Origin of the sequence: Acinetobacter sp. ABJ-A23_2 (assembly GCF_044538765.1) — a bacterium.
GTDB lineage: Bacteria > Pseudomonadota > Gammaproteobacteria > Pseudomonadales > Moraxellaceae > Acinetobacter > Acinetobacter nosocomialis_A.
The window spans coordinates 1-23,734 of the sequence record NZ_JBIUCP010000004.1 but is presented as its reverse complement, the minus strand read 5'-3'; the positions used below and the strand labels follow the sequence as shown (position 1 = coordinate 23,734).

Here is a 23,734-nt window from a genome sequence, read left to right as displayed (position 1 = left end):
AATTATCCGGCTAAAACAGCATTTTTGTGACATACCTCTCATCAATAATCTAAATTAACTTTAAATAAAAAATAATTAAACGGAATATTCTATTTATAAGCATTCATAATTCATGCCAGAGTGTTTTGTTTGCGTAACCAACTTGGCTTTTTTTTACTCAACAAGAAATATTCTTTCACATTTTTAGCGCTCAACAAGCGCTCCAATTTTACAGTAGATGCACATAAACGGCCCGTATATTTCATATTGTTAAGATAGGCGTAATAGATTGTTAAGTTAATTGATGTAATCCAAAGCTCGGCTTAGCATGTGTCCTAGCTTAGTCATTCAGCCATACATGTTTTATCAGGTAGGTATGAACGATTAGGTTTGATTTATTTTTTAATGAATTTAAGGATGCCATAAAATGAAATTAGCTAAAACTTTACTCGCTACGACTCTAGCTTTAACTGCTGCTTCAACTTTTGCTGCTTCTAAACATGATAAAGTTCATGCTCCAGCAGAAGATAAAGTTGTAGTTTCAACTCAAGAGCAAGCAAACACTGCAAATGCTGCATCTGAAGCGGTAGGTTCTGCTTCTGAAGCTGCTCCTGCTGCTCAATAATTACCTCTGTACTCTCCTCCAAGCTCAGAGATAATTTTGCTGAAACGAAACAGGAAGTTGAATTTCAGTGAATAAAAAAGATCGAACCATGCTGCGGTTCGATCTTTTTTTAATTTAGTCTTCTTTGTTGTTTAAGAAGTTTTCTTATACATGCTGCAAGAAGGATTATGATTTTCTTGTAGGCGCAACACCTTACGGTGTTCTGCTGCTTCAAATCGACAGCGTTTCCATTCAGTATCGAGTTTTAATTGAGGCACTTCACGTGGTTTACCATGCTCATCAACCGAAACCATCGTGAAATAACAGCTATTGGTGTGGCGCACGGTACGCTTTTGAATATTCTGTGCTTCTACACGAATACCCACTTCCATTGAAGTACGACCCACATGGTTCACACTCGCTAAAAATGTAACGAGTTCGCCCACATAAATTGGTTCTTTAAAATTTACTTTATCTACAGACAACGTTACGACATAACTGCCTGAATAACGACTTGCACAAGCGTAGGCCACTTGGTCTAACAGCTTTAGAATTGTTCCACCATGAACATTACCTGAAAAATTTGCCATGTCTGGGGTCATTAACACTGACATGGTTAATTCTGACTGATCATCAGTTACGGTTGTCATTTCATCTAATGTAGGCATGACTCAACTCTGTCTCAAAACAAGCTCAGAAAACATTATGGTTGATAATTCACAAAAAAAACATGCTTAAATCCACAACATAGCATCGTATTTTTTAATATTGTTAATTCTTTTTTTGAACGAATATTTTTTAAGCTATTATTTTTAATTATTTTTTAGTTTTTCTTAAATAAAAAGCTGAGAAGCAGCCAAAAATAAACTAAAGATGCTATGCCATTTTGTTCCATTTTAAATGACACAGCATCGTTTTATATAAGCCTGGCTATACTTTATGGATCAGTCCAGTAATACCATTAATAATCATATCAACAGCAATCGTACCAATTAACAAAGCAGATAAACGCCCGACAATATCAAAATATCGATCGATGTATTTTGCATGTTTATAGCGTAAATGATCATGTGAAAATTTCATCAAAATCAAAATACTGCATGTTAAAAACATGGTAAACCCAATAACAAGTGCCGCAGCACCTATCGACATTTCAATACCCGTGACCACAGCCGCACTAATGGTGCCTGGCCCGATCATAAAAGGCATAGCGATGGTGCCGGCTAAATGTTCAGGTGCACCGCGCATTTCACCAATGGTGTCGGCTCCCTGAAATACATAGCGATAACCAATTACTAAAAAGATAAGACCTCCAAAAATCTGGAAAGCCTCAAAGCGTACGTTCAGGTATTTACTAAAGATTGCTTCACCGCCCCATGCAAACAGCATAAAGACGATATAAGCAATCAAGCTCCCCTGAATTAAAGCTTTGTTAAATACCTTGGTTTCTGAATGGCGGATCAGGCCAATCATATAAATGCTCATTAAAAATGGATTGAGCAAAGAGAAAAATAAAGCAAAAGAATGCAGATATGGTGAAACCATGCATATTCCCCTTAAGCTTGTGGATCTGGGAATAATGGACGGTTCCCAGGGCTAATACGATTAATATGCAAGAATGTCATATGTCTTTCATACTTATCTAAAATGTCATTAATCACCTGTTCTTTACTGTAACCCACAAGGTCGTTGTCTTGAGAACCTTCATAAAGATAGGTTTCGAGACGGTAATAGAACTGTTTACCTCGTTTTACACGCTGACTAAAGTTAGGCGCGCTATAACGGACAGGCCAAATCTGATACACGAAGTTTTGCTCTTCTTCCAAATGAATGGTGATATCGAGGTGATATAGCGCCTCTTCATCTTCAAGTGGTGTTTGCTGCACGTCTACATTCATACCTTGCTTAATAAGTTCATCAGCAACGGCTTGAACGGCAGGCTGGCAAACGGTATCGAGCATCCGTCTGGTTTCAGTCGTTCCCGGATGATGCATAACCCGAGTCAAACGCTGTTTCCAATTGAGAATATCGACATTACCCACTACAGGTGCTGCGTTCATACTTCGGCTGGCATGCCTGTAGTCCTCAAGCCTGAGCGACTTATAAAGCCCCGCCATGACAAGGAACATCACGAAACTAAACGGCAATCCCATAATGATGGTTGCATTTTGCAAAGCGGTAATCCCGTTGGTCATCAGCATGGCTAGCGTTAATAACCCAATGGCAATTGCCCAGAACACGCTTAACCAACGCGGCGCATCATTATCAATATGGGTAAGCTTAGTGGTGAAGTTACCTAAAACCAATGCACCCGAGTCGGCAGAAGTCACATAGAATAAAAGGCCCGTCACTGTTGCGACTGAAGCAATAAAGGTAAAACCCGGGTACTGCGCTAACAGGTCATAAAAACCATGTGCCGGATTAGATAATACCGTTGCAGCTAAAGTCTGGTTGCCTTCAAAAATAACACTGTGCAATGCGCTATTACCAAAAATGGATAACCACGTTAAGGTAAATAACAGAGGAATAATTAAAGTCCCGCACACAAACTCACGAATAGTACGGCCTCTAGAAATACGGGCCAAAAATAACCCTACAAATGGCGACCAAGCAATCCACCATGCCCAGAAGAACAAGGTCCAGCTGCTCATCCAATCTTTAGGTTGCTCAAAAGCAAAACTTTGTAAGGCTAAGGTTGGGAAGCGAGTTAAATAATCACCAATATTTTGTACCAGCGCATTGAGTAAAAACTCGGTATTGCCCAAGAACAAAATAAACAGTAAAAGACCAATTGATACATAAATATTGATTTCAGACAAAATCCGAAGGCCTTTATTCACCCCAGATGTCACAGAAATAATACTAATACCGACTGCAATGGCAATGAGTGCAAACTGCATCCAGATATTCTCTGGCAGTCCTAATAAAACATGTAAACCATAGTTCAGCTGTACCACGCCAATCCCGCAGGTGGTCGCAATACCAAAAATTGTCCCGATGACGGCAGCAGTATCTACACTATGGCCGATGGCCCCATTAATTCTGTTTCCAAAAATTGGGTAAAGTGCAGAACGAATGGTAAGCGGCAAGTTATAGCGATAACTGAAATAACCAAGGGCCATACCAATCAAGGCATACATACACCAACCGGTCAAACCATAGTGAAACAGCGTCCACACCATACTTTGGCGTGCCGCTTCATAGGTCTGACCTACGCCAACAGGCGGCTGCATATAATGAGATAATGGCTCAGCCACCGAGAAGAACATTAAATCGATACCAATACCTGCCGAAAACAGCATGGCAGACCAACTCAGTAAACTAAACTCAGGCTTTGAATGTTTAGGGCCAAGTTTAATCTCACCATAGCGTGAACAGGCAATGAAAATTACAAACACCATATACAGCGTTGCAGCCAGTAAATAGTACCAGCCAAAGGTTGACGTTACCCACGCAAGGACGGTGTTAATGGTTCGATTTGCGAAATCGTTAAATAAAAAAGTAACGAGAGAAAAGATTAAAATGATTAGAGCTGAAATATAAAAAACCACACGGTTAAGCGGGTCTTTTTTAGATTTAGATAATGTTAAATCATCAACTGCTCTTGGATTATCTGTTGCCATACAATCCTCAAGGAATAGAAGAAAAATAAAATATTCAATTTAGTCTTTTCACTATTTAACAATAATGAAAAGACTGCTTTGAACGCAAAAAATATAAATAAATGTGATGAACCAAGGTTATAAAACCTCGGTCACTTTGTTCTGGTCACAATTCGATGGAATAGAAATGTCTTTTGAAATAGCTAACTGCTTTTTCGCAACATTCGGGTCAAAATCATCTTGCTTTAAGGCTTTGGCTAGACCAAACATATAAAGCAAAATAATGACTGAAAATGGTAAACCACATAACACCACTGCACTTTGCATGGAGTTAAAACTACCTGCTAATAATAAGCCGATACTTACAATGGTAATGACCACAGACCAAAAGATGCGTAACCAGATCGGTGAATCACTATCACTGGTGCCCCCTTTCGAGGACAAATTGGCGATCATTAGTGTACCAGACCCAACCGGTGTCAAAAATAAAACGAAACAAATTACAACAACAATCCCGGCAATATACGGATTAAACGGGAGATATTCGAGTAATTTGAATAATGACAATGCAGGGTCACTTAAAACCATATCACCTAAAACTTTCTGTTTTTGATTGAGAATTAAATGAATTGCAGTATTTCCAAAAATCGAGATCCAAGCCAAGGTAAAACCTAATGGAATAAGGCATACACCCAAAACCACTTCTCGAATAGTTCGGCCTTTGGAAATGCGGGCAATAAACATTCCTACAAAAGGTGCCCAAGCAATCCACCATGCCCAATAAAACACAGTCCATGAACCCAACCAGCCACTGGCTTTTTGATTGTATAAATACATATCAAAACTTTTACCCATAAAATTATTAAGGTAATCGCCCGTATTTTGCACAAGACCATTTAACAAATGGTTGGTCGGTCCTGTTAAAAATACAAATAAAAGTAAGGCATAGAGCAAACGTAAATTAATCCGTGATAACCATGCCAAGCCTTTTTCAATCCCGACCACTGTAGTGACTGTCGCCACAAACATCATGATTAAAACAGCAGTAATTAAAGTTGCAGAGTTATCGGGAATTTCAGGAATTAAATAACAAATGCCTGAAACCAATACCAAAGCACCAATACCTAAGTTGGTCACCAAAGAAATTACGGTTGCTAAAATACCAAAGCCATCGACAAAATCACCTACCAGGCCATGAACTCGCTCTCCAAAAATTGGATAGAGTGCCGAGCGTAGTGCGAGTGGTAAATCTTGTCTAAAGGCAAAATAACCTAATGTCACACCCAGCAAGGCATAAAGCACCCAGCCATGAATACCCCAGTGCAAAAAGCTATAGGTCATGGCATTGCGGGCAGCCTGAATAGTGCCTGCCTCACCTTCTGGCGGTCTTAGAAAATGGTCAACAGGTTCAGCAACACCATAATAAAGTAGCGCGATACCAATACCTGCCGAAAACAGCATTGAGGTCCAAGCCAAATAACCAAACTCAGGTTTGTCGTGGTCTTTTCCTAAAGGAATCTGTCCCACTTTTGAGAAGGCAAGCCAAGCCACAAAGCCTAAACACAGCACAATCACCAACATGTAATACCACCCGAAAAAGTGGTTTACCTGCTCTTGCACATAGGTCAGCCAAAACTGACTTTTTTCTGGAAACAGCACAAATAATAGGCCAAAAATGCCGATACTGACTGCCGAACTCCAAAATACAAAACGATTTAACCGAATATGGTCTGAAGAATATCCATCACTTTTCAACACCATCTTATTGCTCCTTGCAATCGGTGTATTTTTTCCAAAATAACGTGATAAGTACCGGACTTATGCGCATCATCCTATCCGTAAGAACTTCTGATTCTATCTCTTCTACCCCGAAGTAAGATTCAAAAATTCATTGATTTTTACACATCATACTTGTTATTGATTGAACGTTCAATCAATAACAAGTATGATAAAAAAGTGCTATGATGCTCCGCAAGTTAACATGCTGAATTTAAAGCACCCGTAAAAGTGCTGATGTGGACAATCATGACAAAACGCAGAGTAAAACCAGAGCATGTGCGCCGTGAAGAGATTATGAACGCTGCACTCGACGTAATTTATGAAGTGGGGTTATCCAATACCACCATTGCACAAATTGCAAAAAAAGCCGAGTTGTCGACCGGTATTGTCAGCCATTATTTTGGCGACAAACAAGGGTTAATAAATACCTGTATGCAAGAAATGCTCAATGTTTTGCGTCGGAAAACCGAACAGTACAGAGCAGAAGCAGATTCGCATCCGGAAAGCCAGATTAAGGCAATTATTGACTCTAACTTTGACATTAGTCAGGTAAATGAAAAAGCAATGCGGGTCTGGTTAGACTTTTGGTCTGCAAGCATGCATGTACCAGACCTGAGCCGTTTGCAAAAGATTAATGATCAACGCCTGTATTCCAACTTGAAGTTTTATTTTCTCAAGTTAATGGATGAACAACAGGCCAGTGTTGCCGCAAGAGGTCTGGCAGCATTGATTGATGGATTATGGTTACGTGGCAGTTTAAGCCGTCACAACGAATTTGACAGCGAACTGGCCCGTTCCATTGCTTACGATTATGTAAAAACGCAATTGCAATTTGCGAACAAGCCTTTGCAGGAGAGACAAAATGAGTGATGTACAAATTCATCAATTGTATATCCATGGACGCTACGTTGAAGCAACCAGTGGTAAAACATTTAATAGTATTAACCCTGCCAACGGCGAAATTATCGCGACTCTTCAACAGGCATCTGAACAAGATATTGAAGCTGCTGTAAAAAGTGCCCAACAAGGACAAAAAATCTGGGCAGCCATGACCGCTATGGAGCGCTCACGTATTTTACGCCGTGCTGTCGATATTCTCCGTGAACGTAATGATGAGCTTGCCCGTCTTGAAACACTCGACACCGGTAAAGCCTACAGCGAAACATCTACCGTCGATATTGTGACTGGTGCAGATGTACTCGAATACTACGCAGGACTTGCAACAGCTATTCAGGGCGAACAAGTTCCGCTTCGCGAATCAAGTTTCTTTTATACACGCCGTGAACCTTTAGGCGTAGTTGCAGGTATTGGTGCCTGGAACTATCCAATCCAAATCGCTTTATGGAAATCTGCCCCTGCCCTTGCTGCCGGCAATGCCATGATTTTCAAGCCAAGCGAAACAACCCCACTTACTGCATTAAAACTTGCAGAAATCTATACAGAAGCTGGCTTACCAGACGGCGTATTTAACGTGGTACAAGGTGCTGGTCGTGAAATCGGTCAATGGCTCACAGAACATCCTGTGATTGAAAAAATCTCATTCACGGGTGGCGTAGAGACAGGCAAAAAAGTGATGGCAAGCGCTGCTGGCTCTACACTAAAAGAAGTGACTATGGAGCTTGGTGGGAAGTCACCACTCATTATTTGTGAAGATGCTGACCTTAACCGTGCCGCAGACATTGCGGTTATGGCGAACTTCTTTAGCTCAGGTCAAGTATGTACCAACGGTACGCGCGTATTTGTTCCAAAATCACGTTTAGCTGACTTTGAAAAAGCGGTTGTAGAGCGTGTAAAACGTATTCGCATTGGTGACCCAATGGCTGAAGACACCAACTTCGGCCCGCTCACTAGCTTCCCTCATATGGAAAAAGTATTGTCTTTCATTGAGTCAGGCAAACAACAAGGCGCTAAAGTATTAATCGGTGGCGGTCGTGCGACCGAAGGCGAGCTTGCCAAAGGCGCTTATGTACTACCGACTGTATTTAGCGACTGCACTGACCAAATGGCGATTGTTCAAGAAGAAATTTTTGGACCTGTCATGAGCATCTTAAGCTATGAAACCGAAGAAGAAGTGATTCAACGTGCCAACGACACGACCTTTGGTCTAGCTGCCGGTGTGGTCACTCAAGATATTAGCCGCGCTCATCGCATTATTCACCAAATTGAAGCTGGTATTTGCTGGATTAACACTTGGGGTGAATCACCTGCCGAAATGCCAGTTGGTGGCTACAAGCAATCTGGTGTGGGCCGCGAAAATGGCTTAACCACGCTTGGGCACTATACCCGTATCAAATCTATTCAAGTTGAACTTGGCGATTATCAAAGCATTTTTTAATGCCTCAATCGCTCTAAAACCTTCAACCTAAATCACATATGCCGAGCAGTCTTTATAGATTGCTCAGGCAAACTGTTAGTAAAAAAAGGATAGTTATGAATATTAAAGAATATGATTACATTATTATTGGCGCAGGATCTGCCGGAAATGTACTCGCTGCGCGTCTTACTGAAGACAAAGATACCACCGTTTTACTGCTAGAAGCAGGTGGACCAGATTATCGCTTGGATTTCCGTACACAAATGCCGGCAGCTTTGGCCTACCCTCTTCAAGGTCGTCGCTATAACTGGGCTTATTTAACTGACCCAGAGCCACACATGAACAACCGTCGTATGGAGTGTGGTCGTGGTAAAGGCTTAGGTGGCTCATCTTTAATTAATGGTATGTGCTATATCCGCGGTAACGCCATGGATTTAGAACAATGGGCAACCCATAAAGGCCTTGAAAACTGGACTTATGCCGACTGTTTGCCTTACTACAAAAAAGCCGAAACTCGTGACATTGGTGGCAACGACTATCATGGTGATAGCGGTCCTGTATCAGTGGCTACACCAAAAAATGGCAACAACGTGCTGTTCCATGCCATGGTTGAAGCAGGTGTACAGGCAGGTTACCCACGTACTGACGACTTAAATGGATACCAACAAGAAGGTTTTGGTCCAATGGACCGTACCGTTACGCCTAAAGGCCGTCGTTCAAGTACCGCACGTGGTTATTTGGATATGGCAAAAGGTCGTCCAAACCTGACTATTTTAACTCATGCGACGACCAACAAAATCTTGTTTAATCAAAAGCAAGCAATTGGTGTTGAATATATTATTGGTGCTGATCAAAACAACTTGCAACGTGCCTTGGTTAAACGTGAAGTATTACTTTGTGCAGGCGCAATTGCGTCACCGCAAATTTTACAGCGTTCAGGTGTAGGTCAAAGTACCTTCTTAAAATCAATGGACATTGATGTGGTTCATGATTTGCCGGGCGTGGGTGAAAACTTACAAGATCACCTGGAAATGTACTTACAGTATAAATGTAAGCAACCCGTTTCTTTATACCCTGCTTTAAAATGGTATAACCAACCTGCTATTGGTGCCGAGTGGTTATTCAATGGTACAGGTATTGGTGCAAGTAACCAGTTTGAAGCGGGTGGATTTATCCGTAGTTCGGATGAGTTTAAGTGGCCAAACATTCAATACCACTTCTTGCCAGTAGCTATTAACTACAACGGTAGTAATGCAGTAAAAGAACATGGCTTCCAAGCACACGTGGGTTCAATGCGTTCGCCTTCACGCGGTCGTATCAAACTTAAATCGAAAGACCCGTTTGCGCATCCAAGTATCTTGTTTAACTACATGTCGACTGAACAAGACTGGCGTGAGTTCCGTGATGCAATCCGTATTACGCGTGAAATCATGCATCAACCTGCACTTGACCCATATCGTGGTGATGAAATTAGTCCGGGCAAACATTTACAGACAGATGCAGAGCTTGATGACTTTGTTCGTAACCATGCAGAAACAGCTTACCACCCGTCTTGTAGCTGTAAGATGGGCGAAGACGAAATGGCTGTTGTAGATGGTCAAGGCCGTGTACACGGTATGAATGGTTTGCGTGTAGTTGATGCTTCAATTATGCCGCTGATTATTACCGGCAACTTAAATGCAACCACCATTATGATTGCCGAGAAAATTGCAGACCAAATTCGTGGACGCGAAGCGTTACCACGTTCGACTGCACCATTCTATGTAGCATCATAAAATCTTAAAGGGCATATTTCTTATGCAGGAATATGCCCTTATTTTATTATTTATAGCACTCATATTAATAAGAACTATGTATGACAGAAAATAAGGTCATGCAAGGTTATTAATTACATCAATAGGTCATAAATTAAAAATTCATCTATTTTTATCGAAGCATATCCTTCAAATGGCTTAAATTTAACCAAATTTATTTTATTAATTTATTTTCAATTACTTACAATAAAATTAAAACTAAAAATAATCTTATAAAAGTTTAATTTGATCAAATAAAACTCATATTTATGATTTTAATAGAACCCATTTATTATAAAAATTGTATTGTCAATGCAAAATTAGTCTAAAATATAGAGTGTTTGCGATAATCCCAAGTAATTTTTCTTTTTTCAAAGTTCTCTGTTTTGGAGAATTTTACTTTCGCATTTATATCCGTTTTGTCTGGATACGCTGTCTAGGTTTCCTCACACCTTAAGTGACTCAAATAACTTATTTTAAGGTCCCCCTTACATGAAAAAGTTTTTGAAATACCTTCTGGTATTAATCATTCTTATTTTAATTGCGGGTATTGTTTTCTTGTTTAGACCGATTGCGTCAAAACAAGTACAAACTGCAAAAGATGAGCCAGTTGTTGATGCTGTTCTTGTTGGCGGCGGTATCATGAGTGCCACTCTCGGTACTTATTTCACTGAGCTTGAACCGAATTGGCAAATTCGTATGTTTGAGCGTCTTGACCAAGTTGCTCAAGAAAGTTCAAACGGCTTTAACAATGCCGGAACAGGCCACTCTGGCTTTATGGAAATGAACTATACCGAAGAGAAAAACGGTAAGATGGAAATTGCCAAAGCTGAAAAAGTTGCTTCTCAGTTTGAAGTTGCTAAACAGTTCTGGTCATATCAGGTAAAACAAGGCGTTTTAGCTGAACCAAAAACATTCATTAACCCAGTTCCACACATTGCTTTCGTTTGGGGCGATAACGTTAAATTCTTAGAAAAACGTTATGCTGCCATGATTCAAAGCCCGCTTTTCAAAGGCATGAAATTTACTGAAGACCCAGCTGTGATTAAACAATGGGCGCCTTTAGTCATGACCGATCGTGATCCAACTCAAAAAGTTGCAGCGACTCGTATGGAAGTTGGTTCTGACGTGAACTATGGTTCAATCACTAAACAATTAGTGAATCACTTAAACCAAAACCCTAACTTCAAACTACAGACTTCAACTGAAGTGACTGGCATCAGCCAAAATGATGACAAAACTTGGACGGTGTCTTTCAAAAATTTGAAAACTGGTAAAACAGACCACGTTAAAACGCGTTTTGTATTTATCGGTGCAGGTGGTGCCGCGGTTAAATTATTGCAACTTACTGGTTTACCAGAAGCGAAACAATATGCTGGCTTCCCTGTAGGTGGTGAGTTCTTAATTACTGACAACCCAGCAATTACTGCTCAGCACACAGCGAAAGTATATGGTCGTGCGGAACTTGGTGCGCCTCCAATGTCTGTACCACATATTGATACACGTTATATCGACGGTAAAAAATATGTATTGTTTGGACCATTTGCAACGTATTCAAACAAGTTCCTGAAAAATGGTTCTCAGCTTGACTTGCTTGCATCTACCAACAAAAGCAATGTTTTACCAATGACCACTGTTGGCTTGGAAAACCTTGATCTTGTTAAATACTTGGTGAGCCAAGTGATGATGTCAGATGAAGACCGTCTCAATGAACTTCGTAAATACTACCCAGATGCGAAAGCTGAAGACTGGCGTTTAAGCCAAGGTGGTCAACGTGTTCAGATCATCAAAAAAGAACCGGGTAAACCTGCAACGCTTCAATTCGGTACAGAAATCTTTGCGTCTAAAGACGGTGCTGTAACTGCATTGTTAGGTGCGTCTCCGGGTGCTTCGACTTCTCCATACATCATGCTTAACTTGCTTGAAAAAGCTTTCCCTCAGCAAACTGAAGGTAAGTGGAACCAGAAGCTTCATGAAATTGTGGTTTCTTATAAACAAGACTTAAGCAAAGACCCTGTGTTACTCGACAAAGTTCGTCAGTACACAAGCTCTACACTTGGCTTGAACTATACATCTCCGTTCAAAGCTGCAAACGATGAAACTGCTGCTGCCCCTGTTGCAAAAGCAAACTAAGTTTGATGATGTATAAGTAAAATATCAAAAGGATGAATTTCGATTCGTCCTTTTGTTTTTTTAAGACTTCTGTTGAGATATTTAGACTTGCCATGACGCCTTTAAAATCATCACCTCGCCTCTTACCGTTTTGTTTTAAGCTCGTGCTTGTTTTGCTACTGGCTTATCTTTTGTTAAGCGGGTTTTATATGTGGATGATTGGCGGTACAGCAATTTACGTCAGCTCAGCCGTATTATTTGTCATAACAGCTTATGCATTTAAGCTCGGTAAATATCAAAAACTATGTGCTGTTTTAAATATGCTCATGAGCGCAGTCGCGTTATATTTCAGCACGGCTCATCTATTTTTCTCCCCTATCCAGTTCTTTATATTTTTACCTGCGCTATTTTTTGTTGTGTTGGCTTTTACTCAAGTAAGTAAAGTTCGTAGTTTATCTAAAGTACTCATATTAATTAGTTTATTGATTTGGTCAGGCGTACATTTTACGCAGCTTGAACAACTCAAAGCGTATTATCAAACACAGCATAGTGGTGAAAGCTGGCAGCAATACGGCGCGCTATAAGAGTATTTTTAGTCTGTATACATTCATGAAAATGTATTTTCATTTTCACATGAAATTCATCAGTAAAACTGAACATCGTTTACAGAATTCCTCCTAAGAAAAATTATTCATAACAATCTAATTTATTTAGAAATATATCGAGCATATTAGCGATTGAATAGCATTCATCTACACGCTAGATTAGCTGAATTATTTTTCTCCCTTTACGTTGTAATTTATGAAAATTTTAGATGGCGGTTTAGGCCGTGAATTGGCTCGCCGTGGCGCTCCGTTTCGTCAACCAGAGTGGTCTGCTCTTGCACTCATTGAAGCACCTGAAACAGTAAAAGAAGTCCACCTCGACTTTATCAACGCTGGTGCAGAAGTCATTACAACCAATAACTATGCGGTTGTGCCATTTCATATTGGTCAAGAACGTTTTGAAACTGACGGCGTGCGTTTAATTAAAGTTGCGATTGAACAAGCAAAAAATGCAGTTAAAGAAAGCGGCAAAAATGTCAAAATCGCAGGCTGTTTACCACCGTTATTTGGTTCTTACCGCGCCGACTTGTTCCAACCGGAACAGGCTAAAAATCTTGCCGAGCCAATTATTAACACATTGGCACCAGAGGTAGATTTCTGGCTCGCTGAAACTCAATCGTGCTTAAAAGAAGTTGAAACAGTTCATGCGTTATTGCCACAAGATGGTAAGGACTATTGGGTGTCATTTACGCTGCAAGATGAGATTAAACAAGAACAAGCTTTACTTCGTTCTGGCGAAAACATGCAACAAGTGGCTGGTTTCATCAAACAATCAAATGCCAAAGCAGTATTGTTTAACTGCTGCCAACCTGAAGTAATCTTGCAAGCGATTAATGAAATTAAAGGGCTTATACCAGAGTCTGTACAAATTGGTGCTTATGCCAACGCGTTCCCACCGCAAGATGAAAGCGCTACTGCTAACGATGGTCTGGATGAAATTCGTAAAGACTTAGACGCTCCAACTTATCTTGCTTTTGCCAAACAATGGCAGCAAGCAGGTGCAAGTTTAGTGGGCGGTTGCTGCGGTATTGGACCAGAACACATTGCTGAACTTTCTCAATTTTTTAAAGAATAAATACCATGTCTGCTGCCAAAATCGGATTATTGTCTCTTACAGCGCTGGTATTTAGTTCTATGGTGGGGTCAGGCGTATTTAGCCTCCCCCAAAATATGGCTCAAGTTGCCAACGGCTCTGCCCTTCTTGTTGCATGGCTCATTACCGGAGTCGGCATTATTTTCTTGGCTCTTTCATTGTTGCATTTAACCCGTCAACGACCAGATCTAGATGGCGGTATTTATAACTATGCACGCGAAGGCTTTGGAGACCTCATCGGGTTTTGCTCGGCATGGGGCTACTGGTTGTGTACTACCATTGGTATTGTCGGTTATGTAGTGATTGCCTTTTCAGGCGTTGGTATGTTTACCGACAGCAAAGACCATATTATTTTTGGTGAAGGTAATACGCTCTACTCACTGATTGGATCAAGCATTTTTGTATGGCTGGTGCACTGGTTAGTAAGCCGAGGCATTAAAGAAGCTGCAATTGTGAATTTACTGGCAACCATTGCCAAAATTATTCCAATGGTGGTTTTCATCTTCTTTACCTTTATTGCCTTTAAGTTTGATTTATTCAAACTCAACTTAAATGACTTTTCTTTAAAAGTTCCTCTTTGGCAGCAAGTCAAAGACCTGATGCTCATTACCCTTTGGGTATTTACCGGTATTGAAGGTGCGGTGGTTTTATCATCACGTGCAAAAAACCGTCATGACATTGGCAAAGCGACCATTTTAGGTGTGTTGCTGGCATTAAGTTTTTACGTCATGGTCACAGTATTAGCTTATGGTGTGGTGAGCCGTGAAGCGCTTGCTGGTATGCATAACCCATCTATGGCGACTATTTTACAGCAACTCATCGGTCTACCAGGTACCATCATTATTACTATCGGCTTGATTATTTCAGTTTCATCGTCTTATTTAAGCTGGACCTTATTTGCCACTGAAATTCCATATCTAGCTGCAAAAAATGGTGCTTTCCCGAAACTATTTTTAAAGAATAACCAAAATAATGTGCCGATTTCCTCACTATGGCTAACTACTATTGTGGTGCAAGGTTCTCTGATTGCCGTGTATTTTTTCAATAAAAACTACACCCAGCTTTTATTGATTTCCTCGGTGATGATTTTGCTGCCTTATTTTCTGGTATCGGCGTTTTATCTTAAAGAATCTATTCGCCACAAACGCACTCCGCATATTGCGATTGCAAGTGTCGCTTCAATCTATGCACTTTGGTTGCTCTATGCAGCAGGTTTAGACTTACTGCTGTTGTCTGGTGTGCTGTATTTGGTCGGCTTGGTTATTTTTTCAATCAGCTACTTTGAGCATAAAAAATCGCTCAAACAAAACCAGCTTAATTAATCACTTCAACCACTGTTGAGCTATTTCAGCAGTGGTTTTCTAAAAACAAAAATTGTATTTTGAAGGCGGCGACTGCTTTAAATGCAATCGTAAAATACGGCGTAATTCTAAAATTGCCTCAGGGCTAGTCTGAATCGAATGCCCACCTTTAATAATCAGCTCCGACTGCTCTCCACCCAAATGTGAACTTTGATAAGGCACAATCCCATCACTCATTTTTGACTTATCTGTGGTGCCATTTATATTGCCCATAATTGAGTGATAGACCACGTTGGACGATGGCTGAATGGCTTGGGTCAACTGCATAAAGTTAGAAGAACGACTTAAATTACTCGCTCCATTTTCAATTAAGCCTTTTCTGAGTTTTGTATTTTTCTCATCTCTCATTTCAACGGCAATAAAAAAGTCGGCAGGTAAGCGAATAATACGGCGAGCAATTTGGGTAAACCATCGGTCAGCATAGTCAGTACCATGATGCGGCGCCGAAACAAAAACAACCCGCTTAAAATAGGGCAAATCTTTGAACTGAAAACGTTCTCGAATAACCGGATTTTCTTTTAAACGCTTTAACTGTGCTTCATTCATTTTTTGCATGGCTAAATCAGAAACATCTGCATCGCTTACTAGCAAGCGGCTAATCACGCCGCCCATACTATGCCCAACCAATACGGCATCGTGTGCGGCATAACTGTCTTTAGCAACGTTTTGAAAAGCCTGATTCAGCAAAGAATAAATCTGAAAACGACTTTCAAAAATCGGCATATTGGTTGAATAAAACACCTGCCAAACTTGGTAGTTTTGTCTTAATTCGGCATCACCCATAATGTCGTTGGTTAGGCTCACCCATGCCTCTGGGCTGCTTGCCAAGCCATGAATAAACACAATAATTTTCTTATTGGGGTTAAAGGGTTCCAGCATATATAAATGCGGCATGATTAAATTGGCTTCTTTATTAATTAAAGACCAATAGCCTGCTGCACCTAAATTATATTTCGATAACCATAGCCCGTAAGGCGCCGAATAGTTGGCAGTGAGTGGATAGTCCACGCCTTCAACTTTTACGCGGTCCTGTCGGTATGGGTCAAACATGGCAATTTCTAACTCTGCCCCATCAATGACCTGATCGGCTGTGGCCTTTTGTTTTGGGTAGGCAATGGCCGTGACTGGAAAGAAACGTGGTAAATGAATGTTGGGATTACTCTGGTGAGCATAAAAAGCGTCAGGATCTAAAATAAAACCATGATTTACATCATGCTCTTTACGTCCCACAATAAATTCAGCACCTAAACCATCCTTACGGTTGACGGTATTAAACCCTGAAAAGTTCATGTTATAGCTAGAGCGAAAGGTATCGACTTCAATATGCTGTACATCTACAGCATGATCAAAGTTAACGTGGTACTCATGCCCATCTGCTTTTAGTAAAGGTGGGAAATGAAGCGTATTTAAATGATTAAAATACGTGGTCATGAGCTTCGACAAAGCGACGTTATAAAAAATACGTACCTGATTTTGGCGATGGTCAAATACCCGATCAAAAGGCGACTCTTCAGAGTCAAATAAATAGACATAACTATAACGCAAGCTTTTATCGAACAGCGCTAACTCTTGCTCAACGCAACTGTTACTTTTAAGAGTGACATTACACTGGCTGCTACGCCCAACATCTAAAGCTTTTGCCAAATAAATTTCACTCAGCGCCGCATAACGTTCTTCTCGGCTGCTATTTTCTGACAATCCCTGAATTTTATTTAAACAGACATTAAAATTTTGCAAACAAGACGTTTCACTTTCTTTGACCAAATACAGCAAGTTTTGGGTTTGATGACTTAGAGTATTGTCGGTCAAAATGCTTTCATTTTTACTTTTTAAAGCGCTGCTTAAGTTACTTTCTTTTAAATGAATGACCTGACAACCGCTCAGCAGTCCCATTATTGTAAGCACTAAATAAGGGCCGGATTTTGTCATTGTGCATTCCTTTATCGAATGTATTTCCCCACCTATCATTATGCCTGTAAAGCTGTGCCTGAACAATTTCGGCTCAGCTTCGATTGGACTTTATTTAGATAATAAAATTGACCGTCTATTTTATTAAGCTTGTTTAAACTTCTGCTGGGAAGCCAAATAAGAAAAATAGAGTATGGGTAAAATAAACGGCGCTACGCTCCAAAAGTCAAAATAGACATAGAGTACCGCCCCCATCAAAGCACCTATAACAAAGCCAATTACAATACTGGCACTTTTAAGCAAACTTGCCCGATTGGCAGCATTATTATTTTTAAGCAAGTTAGCAATATCAATCCCAAGCTGGGTAGTGTTGCCTGTCATCATGGTACTGGGGCTAATATTTTTAATAAGGGTTTTGCTTGATGTATTACGAATCGCTAAAGCAATTAAACCGAGGCCACCAGTGATTGCAACCGTAATCGAATCGGCATTTTTAAATGGCTCAAAGTAAAGCCCAGCAGCCATAAAAGCAAAGAGAAAAATAGCTTCAAATAAAAATAAATAAGACAGCGTTTTGTGTTTGGTCTGACTACGGTCAATTAAAAGTTTGGTAATAACTACCGTCACAATAAACAATGGAATAGCCGCAAGTTTAATCCATAAACCTGCACCACCCTTCACCAAGGCTGCTCCTGCAAGTACCAAGTTACCCGTTACATGCGCGGTAAAAAAACCAAATAACGCAATAAAACCAATGGTATCAATTGCTCCACCCACCATAGTCAGTAAAACAGGATCTCGACATAGCGCCCATGTACTTTGTGTCTCTTGTTGAATTGAGGTCTCTGGCATAAACAGCATCCTGTTATTTTAAAGTCATTAAATTCACTACAAAGATGTTTTAAATATTTAAAAACAAATCAAAGCTAAAGCATTTATAAAAACAAAAAAGCATGTAAAAACATAGACTATTTAATGTCGCAACACTGTCTTCAAAATAGCAACAATTATGATGCGTACCATGCAACAGTATCAGTCATAAAGTTACGGTTTGATTAAAGCAAATCAGCCAAATTCCTAATTTCTTCCATCACTGCCTTACACGCAGGCGTTAAATAGCCATGTTTAGAAATAGACAAAGAAATATAACGCTTGAGTGCGGGGTTAATAATTTTTGCAGCTTGAATTGAGGTGTATTGGCTAGCCTTCTTTAACGCTTGTGGCCCCAGCATGGTATACATGCGAGACTCGGAAACCAAATGCGTTTGTAAACTAATCGAGTCGGCTTCAAACACAATATTCAGCTCCACCCCATTTTCATAAGCCATGTGGTCTAAAAAATTGCGCCAGTTACTTGGCCTGCAAAACGTGACCAGCGGTAACTGACTCACTTCTTTAAACTCGACTTCATTTGCTTGAGTGAGCGCATCGCCTTCACAGCCGACCAAATAGGTATCGGCTTGGGTAAGGTAAACATCGCCTTGTTTAGGCGTCGGGTTAAACCGATAGAGTATGGCTAAATCGACGCTGCCATCTTCCAGCCATTTTTCTAAATGCACCCCTTGCCCTTCACGCACCGACAGTTTAATTAAGGGATATTTCTCTTGAAGCACTTTATAAAGCGTCGATAACAACGGATGTGCAGTAGACGGCAAACTGGCAATACGAACCGTCCCGATCGGGGTATCGGTCGAGTGCAAAATTTCATTATTGAGTTGATCGGTCACGTTTAGCCATGAACGAATTTTAGGAAGTAAATGCTGGCCTAAGTCGGTCAGCTCAACGCCGCGTCCAGTTCGGTTAAATAAACGTCCGCCACACTGTGCTTCAAGCTCGTTCATTTGCCGACTGATTTGCGGTTGGTTGGTATTATGCAGCATCGCAACTTTGCTTAAACTACCGAGTTCCACCGCGTCTAAAAATATTTTCCATAATTCATAATTCATCGATTCTTCCTAAATCGTAAACTTTCATTTTTGAGCCATACATTTTCAGTATAACTGAAATTCAAGAATTGGTAATTCCTACATAGCTCACCTATTTCTATACTCCAATCATGTTCTCTACAACACGATTTAAGTCAGATTAAGAACCAGAGAATATTTAATTACACTGTATAGGAAGTACGATTATGAGTTTAGATTTACGTGGATTAACCCCAGCACCTGTGACTCCTTTTACCCGTGACGGACAAGTAGACCATGATGCGATTCAACGTTTAGGTTCATGGTTAGGCAGTATTGATGGTGTGAAAGGCTTGGTTGTTCTTGGGCATGCAGGTGAAGGAACATTCTTGTCGCAAAAAGAACAAATGCAGGTCATCGAAAGCTTTGTTAAATCGGTAGATGATAAAATTCCGGTAATCGCAGGGATTACACTCGAAGGTACTTCGGTTGCAGCAGAAGAAGCAAAACGCGCAGTCAGCGCTGGTGCTTCGGCAGGTTTGATTTACCCTTCACATGGCTGGTTGCGTTTTGGCTATCAAAAAGGCGCACCGCAAGACCGCTATAAAGCGATTTATGAAGAAAGTGGTTTGCCATCTATTTTATTCCAATATCCAGATGCGACTAAGGCCACTTACGACCTAGACACTTTACTCGATATTTCTGCACAGCCAGGTGTGTTTGCCATGAAAAATGGTGTACGTAACATGCGCCGTTGGGATGTCGAAATTCCAATTATTCGCCGTGAACGTCCAGACTTACAGGTATTGACTTGCCACGATGAATATTTGCTTCATACCATGTTTGATGTAGACGGCGCTTTGGTTGGCTATGGCAACATTGCCCCTGAACTGTTAATTGAAATGATTAAGGCAGGTAAAGCCAAAGATTACGCCAAAGCTCGTGCTATTCACGATCAATTATTACCAGTGACTCGCAATGTCTATCACCGTGGTTCACACATGGAAGGCACAGTCGCGCTTAAACATGCACTAGTTGCTCGCGGAATTTTGGACCAGGCCACTGTGCGTTCGCCTCTGCTTCCACTGGCAGATGGTGCTGAGCAAGAAATTCATGATGCGATGCGTCAAGCTGGAATTGGCAAGGTCGATTTAACCCAAGCCGTTGCTTAAATTCTATTCGGGCTAGCATGTACGCTAGCCCTTTTTTCCTGTACGCTGCCTGAGGCTAAACATCGGGCATGTCTCTTAAAAATAATAATAAAAAGCATGCAAACTGTGGTGAACAGGTAGTGCGAAATAGAACAAAAAAACTACGAGGAATGTAGTAATAAGGAGATAGAAGATGACAAATCTAGCGGATGTAGAACAAATTAGTCATCATCAAAAAAATGCGGAAATTATTGCAAGACTTGAACGGCTACCCGTCACTGGTCGATTGCAATTTATGCGTATTACCATTGGTATAGCGACCTTTTTTGACGCTTATACTGTTCTAGCAATTGCCTTTGCTTTACCCCAACTCATTACCGAATGGCACCTGACGCCTGCCTATGTCGGTGCGATCATTGCCGCGGGCTATGTCGGGCAACTGGTCGGTGCAATCTTTTTTGGTTCTCTTGCCGAAAAAGTCGGTCGTTTAAAAGTGCTGTCTTTTACTATTTTACTGTTTGTGGCAATGGACATTTCTTGTCTATTTGCGTGGAGCGGAATGTCGCTGTTAATTTTCCGTTTCTTACAAGGTGTTGGCACAGGTGGCGAAGTTCCTGTTGCGAGTGCCTATATTAACGAGTTTATTGGTGCAGAAAAACGCGGTAAGTTTTTCTTGCTCTATGAAGTTTTGTTCCCACTTGGCCTAATGTTTGCAGGCATGGCAGCCTTTTTCCTCATGCCAATTTACGGCTGGAAAGTCATGTTCATTGTGGGCCTAGTTCCATCTTTACTGGTCATTCCTTTACGATTTTTCTTGCCTGAGTCACCACGCTGGCTTGCTTCAAAAGGCCGTTTTAAAGAAGCCGATCAAGTGGTTAAAAGCTTTGAAGACGGTGCCATTAAAAGCGGTAAACCTTTGCCTGAACCTGTGGTTAAAGAAATTAATCCGCAAGGCATGGCAAAAACCGACTGGCGTGAGCTGTTCCGTGGCATTTACCGTAAACGTACCTTTACCCTATGGGGCATGTGGTTTTGCGTGTATATGGTGAACAATGCCATGGTGACTTGGCTGCCATCTCTTTACAAACAACACTTTGGCCTGTCGCTGCAAACCAGTTTAGGTTATGGCTGGATTACCTCGGGCGTGGGTGTGATCGCCTCTATTATCTGTGCGTTAATGATTGATAAAGTCGGTCGCCGTCCTTGGTACAGTGCAGCGTTTTTCTTAGCAATCATTCCACTCATGAGCCTCTCGGTTTTAGGTGCAAAATCGGCCATGCAAGTTGTGATTTTAGCAACGCTGAGCTATGCCATTTTGCAAACCATTTCATTCTCTTTATACCTTTACGCTGCCGAACTTTACCCTACTCGCCTACGTGCGATGGGCATTGGTTTTAGTACCGCTTGGTTACGCGCTGGCTCTGCGATTGGACCGGTTATGGTCGGCCTCGTAGTTGGTGGCTATGGCATTCAATATGTATTTAGTGTGCTGGCCGTTGTGGCACTCATTGGTGGCCTAGTGACCTTCTTGTTTGCCATTGAAACCAAAGGCCAAGTGCTCGAAAAACTCTCTCCTTAATTCATCCATTTCATAAAAAGCTTGCCTAACCCAGCGTTAGGCAAAGGGCTTATTCATGCTTAAAAAAGGAATTTAAAATGAATAAATATTTGCTATGGGGCTGTATTGGCTTAGGTAGTGTGAGCAATGCATATGCAGAGCTTCCTCAACAATTTGGCAAGTTAGAATTAAAACTTAACACCCGTTACTGGAACGATGAAGGCACTGCCCACCCCACGCTTGCCAACCCTTCGCCTTCGTCGAGTGAATATGAGCAAAGTGCGTTAGGGCTTGAGTTAAATTATCAGTCACCGTACATGTGGGACTGGCTCGGTGTAGATGGTTCTCTTTATGCAGTCACTAAGTTATTTGACTCTGGCAAGCCTAGCGCTCAGCTTTTAGAAGTCGAAAATAACGGCAAGCTCGATCAAAATTTTGCGACTTTTGGGCAGCTCTACCTCAAAGCAAAACTGGGCGACAAAGGTGAAATTAAATTAGGTCGCCAGTTGCAAGACTCACTGTTGCTTAAAAGCACCAATAACCGCGCAGTGCCCGACACTTTTTCGGGTGCAAGTGGTCAGTTCCAACTGAATGATCAGCTACAAACTTACATGGCTTATTATGACCGCTGGAAACCGCGCAGCATGGACTCATTTGAAAAACTAGTCACGGAAAATGACGAGCGCATTGATTATGTCGGTTTGCTTGGTGCCAAGTATCAGTACAAAAACTTGAGCGTGAATGCCGAATATTTAAATAGCAAAGATTATTTAAAAAAGTACGGGGCGATTGCTCAATATAAATTGCCCTTTCACGGCCTTGTGTGGACATTTAACACGGGTGCTTTTTTCTCGCGTGATGATGGCAAGCTATTTAAATGCGGTGCCGAAACCGAGCTGGATTGTGTCAAAGGCCAAGACATTAACAACCGCGGAAATGGTTATTTTGTCGATGTAAATGTGGCCAAGAATAATCTCGAAGGTGGCATTGCCGTTTCAAAGTTTGATGGTTTTTGGATTGAAGATAACTTTGCCGTGCACTCCGCCCGCAATTCGGTTTTAACGCAAGACCACGGCACCAACCCGTTTCCGACCTCGGCGACCATTGGCCCTGATTTTACCAATAACGATGAAACCGCCGTTGCCCTTCGCTTGAAATATAACTGGAAAGACTACGTGAAAGGTTTAAAAACCGAGGCGAAGTATATTTATGGCTTTGGCGCTCACCAAAGTAACATCAGCAGTGATATTGAGGGTAAAGAGCGTTACTTTGACTTTACGGTGAGTTATGCCTTGCCGTGGGTGAAAAACTTAGATGTACGTTATTCATTTTTGCATTATGAGTCAAAGTTTGAAAATGCAAACCTAGGTGAAAAAATAAATGGCATGTCTCGGAAAGATTGGGACCAGCACCGTGTATTTATTAATTACCGTTATACATTTTAAGCACAGGCTAAACGTTTAGTTTAGCTTTATTATTTTTATTAATTTTACGATTTAAATCGATTAACTTTTGAGTCTAATTAAAATATAAATTTATATTTAAAATTTTTATAATATTTTATTTAAATTGAATTGACCTATTAAAAACTTATGATTATTATGGTCCCGCTGGCCTACATTGCCAGTCGGTTTTAGCAGACCGTAGATCCATGGCGGGTTATAGTTCCACTATAAGTCGTTAGACCCTTGCGTCCCTTTTCTTTGCGGTAGGACGGGAGGGGGACGCGCTCGCGCGTGCTGGTTCCTTGGATCCCAGTCTGCTAACCCCCTTTCGTTCTACCACCATAATCAATTGACGGTGATTTTTGGTGGTAGAGCTCCATACATTTTAAGGAGTTGACCATGCCACTATATATATTTATCCCCTCTCCCTTATAAACTTTTTATTTATTTAAAATTTGGGTTTTCTATTATCTAAATTTTCAAATTTATAAATTATTTTTATTTTAAAATTTAAGTCATTTTATTT

18 protein-coding genes are annotated in these 23,734 nt (G+C 40.9%); 11 read left to right on the top strand and 7 right to left on the bottom strand.

The window, feature by feature from the left end:
• Window positions 1-406 precede the first annotated feature (406 nt).
• The gene (locus ACH63V_RS02390) at window positions 407-604 is read left to right on the top strand and encodes a hypothetical protein (RefSeq protein ID WP_002054416.1); all 198 of its coding nucleotides are present in this window, start codon (window positions 407-409) and stop codon (window positions 602-604) included.
• 131 nt (window positions 605-735) lie between these two features.
• Here ACH63V_RS02390 and ACH63V_RS02385 read toward each other — a convergent pair whose 3' ends face one another.
• The 4 genes from ACH63V_RS02385 to ACH63V_RS02370 all read right to left on the bottom strand — a co-directional run bounded on the left by ACH63V_RS02385 (window position 736) and on the right by ACH63V_RS02370 (window position 5,946).
• On the bottom strand, window positions 736-1,251 hold the full coding sequence (locus tag ACH63V_RS02385) for an acyl-CoA thioesterase (RefSeq protein WP_004703199.1): 516 nt from the start codon (window positions 1,249-1,251) through the stop codon (window positions 736-738).
• Window positions 1,252-1,513: 262 nt separating this feature from the next.
• The gene (locus ACH63V_RS02380) at window positions 1,514-2,128 is read right to left on the bottom strand and encodes a MarC family protein (protein WP_002054351.1); all 615 of its coding nucleotides are present in this window, start codon (window positions 2,126-2,128) and stop codon (window positions 1,514-1,516) included.
• An 11-nt stretch (window positions 2,129-2,139) separates the two neighbouring features.
• Complete coding sequence (locus ACH63V_RS02375; RefSeq protein ID WP_022575077.1) at window positions 2,140-4,206, bottom strand: choline transporter; 2,067 nt, start codon at window positions 4,204-4,206, stop codon at window positions 2,140-2,142.
• A gap of 117 nt (window positions 4,207-4,323) precedes the next feature.
• Window positions 4,324-5,946 (bottom strand): BCCT family transporter, encoded by a 1,623-nt coding sequence (locus tag ACH63V_RS02370; protein WP_000243373.1) that lies wholly within the window; start codon window positions 5,944-5,946, stop codon window positions 4,324-4,326.
• A 264-nt stretch (window positions 5,947-6,210) separates the two neighbouring features.
• Here ACH63V_RS02370 and betI point away from each other — a divergent pair, with 264 nt between their 5' ends.
• The 7 genes from betI to ACH63V_RS02335 all read left to right on the top strand — a co-directional run bounded on the left by betI (window position 6,211) and on the right by ACH63V_RS02335 (window position 15,203).
• Window positions 6,211-6,834 (top strand): transcriptional regulator BetI, encoded by a 624-nt coding sequence (gene betI / locus ACH63V_RS02365; RefSeq protein WP_000166965.1) that lies wholly within the window; start codon window positions 6,211-6,213, stop codon window positions 6,832-6,834.
• The gene (gene betB / locus ACH63V_RS02360) at window positions 6,827-8,299 is read left to right on the top strand and encodes a betaine-aldehyde dehydrogenase (RefSeq protein ID WP_114183655.1); all 1,473 of its coding nucleotides are present in this window, start codon (window positions 6,827-6,829) and stop codon (window positions 8,297-8,299) included. The genes betI and betB overlap by 8 nt, the downstream gene beginning before the upstream one ends.
• 95 nt (window positions 8,300-8,394) lie before the next feature.
• Window positions 8,395-10,053, top strand: coding sequence for a choline dehydrogenase (gene betA, locus ACH63V_RS02355; RefSeq protein ID WP_001021934.1), 1,659 nt, complete (start codon window positions 8,395-8,397; stop codon window positions 10,051-10,053).
• A gap of 510 nt (window positions 10,054-10,563) precedes the next feature.
• A complete protein-coding gene (mqo, locus tag ACH63V_RS02350) occupies window positions 10,564-12,204 on the top strand; it encodes a malate dehydrogenase (quinone) (protein WP_000714073.1) in 1,641 nt (546 codons plus the stop codon).
• Window positions 12,205-12,296: 92 nt separating this feature from the next.
• Window positions 12,297-12,767: a hypothetical protein gene (locus tag ACH63V_RS02345; RefSeq protein ID WP_396462616.1), complete on the top strand. Its 471-nt coding sequence runs from the start codon at window positions 12,297-12,299 to the stop codon at window positions 12,765-12,767.
• Between the two features lie 217 nt (window positions 12,768-12,984).
• A complete protein-coding gene (locus tag ACH63V_RS02340; RefSeq protein ID WP_396462615.1) occupies window positions 12,985-13,863 on the top strand; it encodes a homocysteine S-methyltransferase family protein in 879 nt (292 codons plus the stop codon).
• A gap of 5 nt (window positions 13,864-13,868) precedes the next feature.
• The gene (locus ACH63V_RS02335) at window positions 13,869-15,203 is read left to right on the top strand and encodes a basic amino acid/polyamine antiporter (protein WP_001271328.1); all 1,335 of its coding nucleotides are present in this window, start codon (window positions 13,869-13,871) and stop codon (window positions 15,201-15,203) included.
• 39 nt (window positions 15,204-15,242) lie between these two features.
• Here the strand turns inward: ACH63V_RS02335 and ACH63V_RS02330 are convergent, their stop codons facing one another.
• The 3 genes from ACH63V_RS02330 to ACH63V_RS02320 form a co-directional block, all read right to left on the bottom strand.
• The gene (locus ACH63V_RS02330; RefSeq protein WP_396462614.1) at window positions 15,243-17,171 is read right to left on the bottom strand and encodes a lipase family alpha/beta hydrolase; all 1,929 of its coding nucleotides are present in this window, start codon (window positions 17,169-17,171) and stop codon (window positions 15,243-15,245) included.
• Window positions 17,172-17,294: 123 nt separating this feature from the next.
• The gene (locus ACH63V_RS02325; protein ID WP_151687544.1) at window positions 17,295-18,002 is read right to left on the bottom strand and encodes a YoaK family protein; all 708 of its coding nucleotides are present in this window, start codon (window positions 18,000-18,002) and stop codon (window positions 17,295-17,297) included.
• A gap of 203 nt (window positions 18,003-18,205) precedes the next feature.
• The gene (locus ACH63V_RS02320) at window positions 18,206-19,096 is read right to left on the bottom strand and encodes a LysR family transcriptional regulator (protein ID WP_396462613.1); all 891 of its coding nucleotides are present in this window, start codon (window positions 19,094-19,096) and stop codon (window positions 18,206-18,208) included.
• Between the two features lie 185 nt (window positions 19,097-19,281).
• On the opposite strand from ACH63V_RS02320, the gene ACH63V_RS02315 reads away from it, so the two are divergent.
• The 3 genes from ACH63V_RS02315 to ACH63V_RS02305 all read left to right on the top strand — a co-directional run bounded on the left by ACH63V_RS02315 (window position 19,282) and on the right by ACH63V_RS02305 (window position 23,208).
• Window positions 19,282-20,226 carry a dihydrodipicolinate synthase family protein gene (locus ACH63V_RS02315; RefSeq protein ID WP_396462612.1) on the top strand — a complete coding sequence of 315 codons (945 nt, stop codon included), beginning with the start codon at window positions 19,282-19,284 and terminating at the stop codon, window positions 20,224-20,226.
• 172 nt (window positions 20,227-20,398) lie between these two features.
• Entirely contained in the window at window positions 20,399-21,784 is a 1,386-nt protein-coding gene (locus ACH63V_RS02310; protein WP_396462611.1) for an MFS transporter, read from the top strand.
• Between the two features lie 77 nt (window positions 21,785-21,861).
• Window positions 21,862-23,208, top strand: a complete 1,347-nt coding sequence (locus tag ACH63V_RS02305) for an OprD family outer membrane porin (protein ID WP_396462610.1) — start codon at window positions 21,862-21,864, stop codon at window positions 23,206-23,208.
• The last annotated feature ends 526 nt before the right edge of the window (window positions 23,209-23,734 follow it).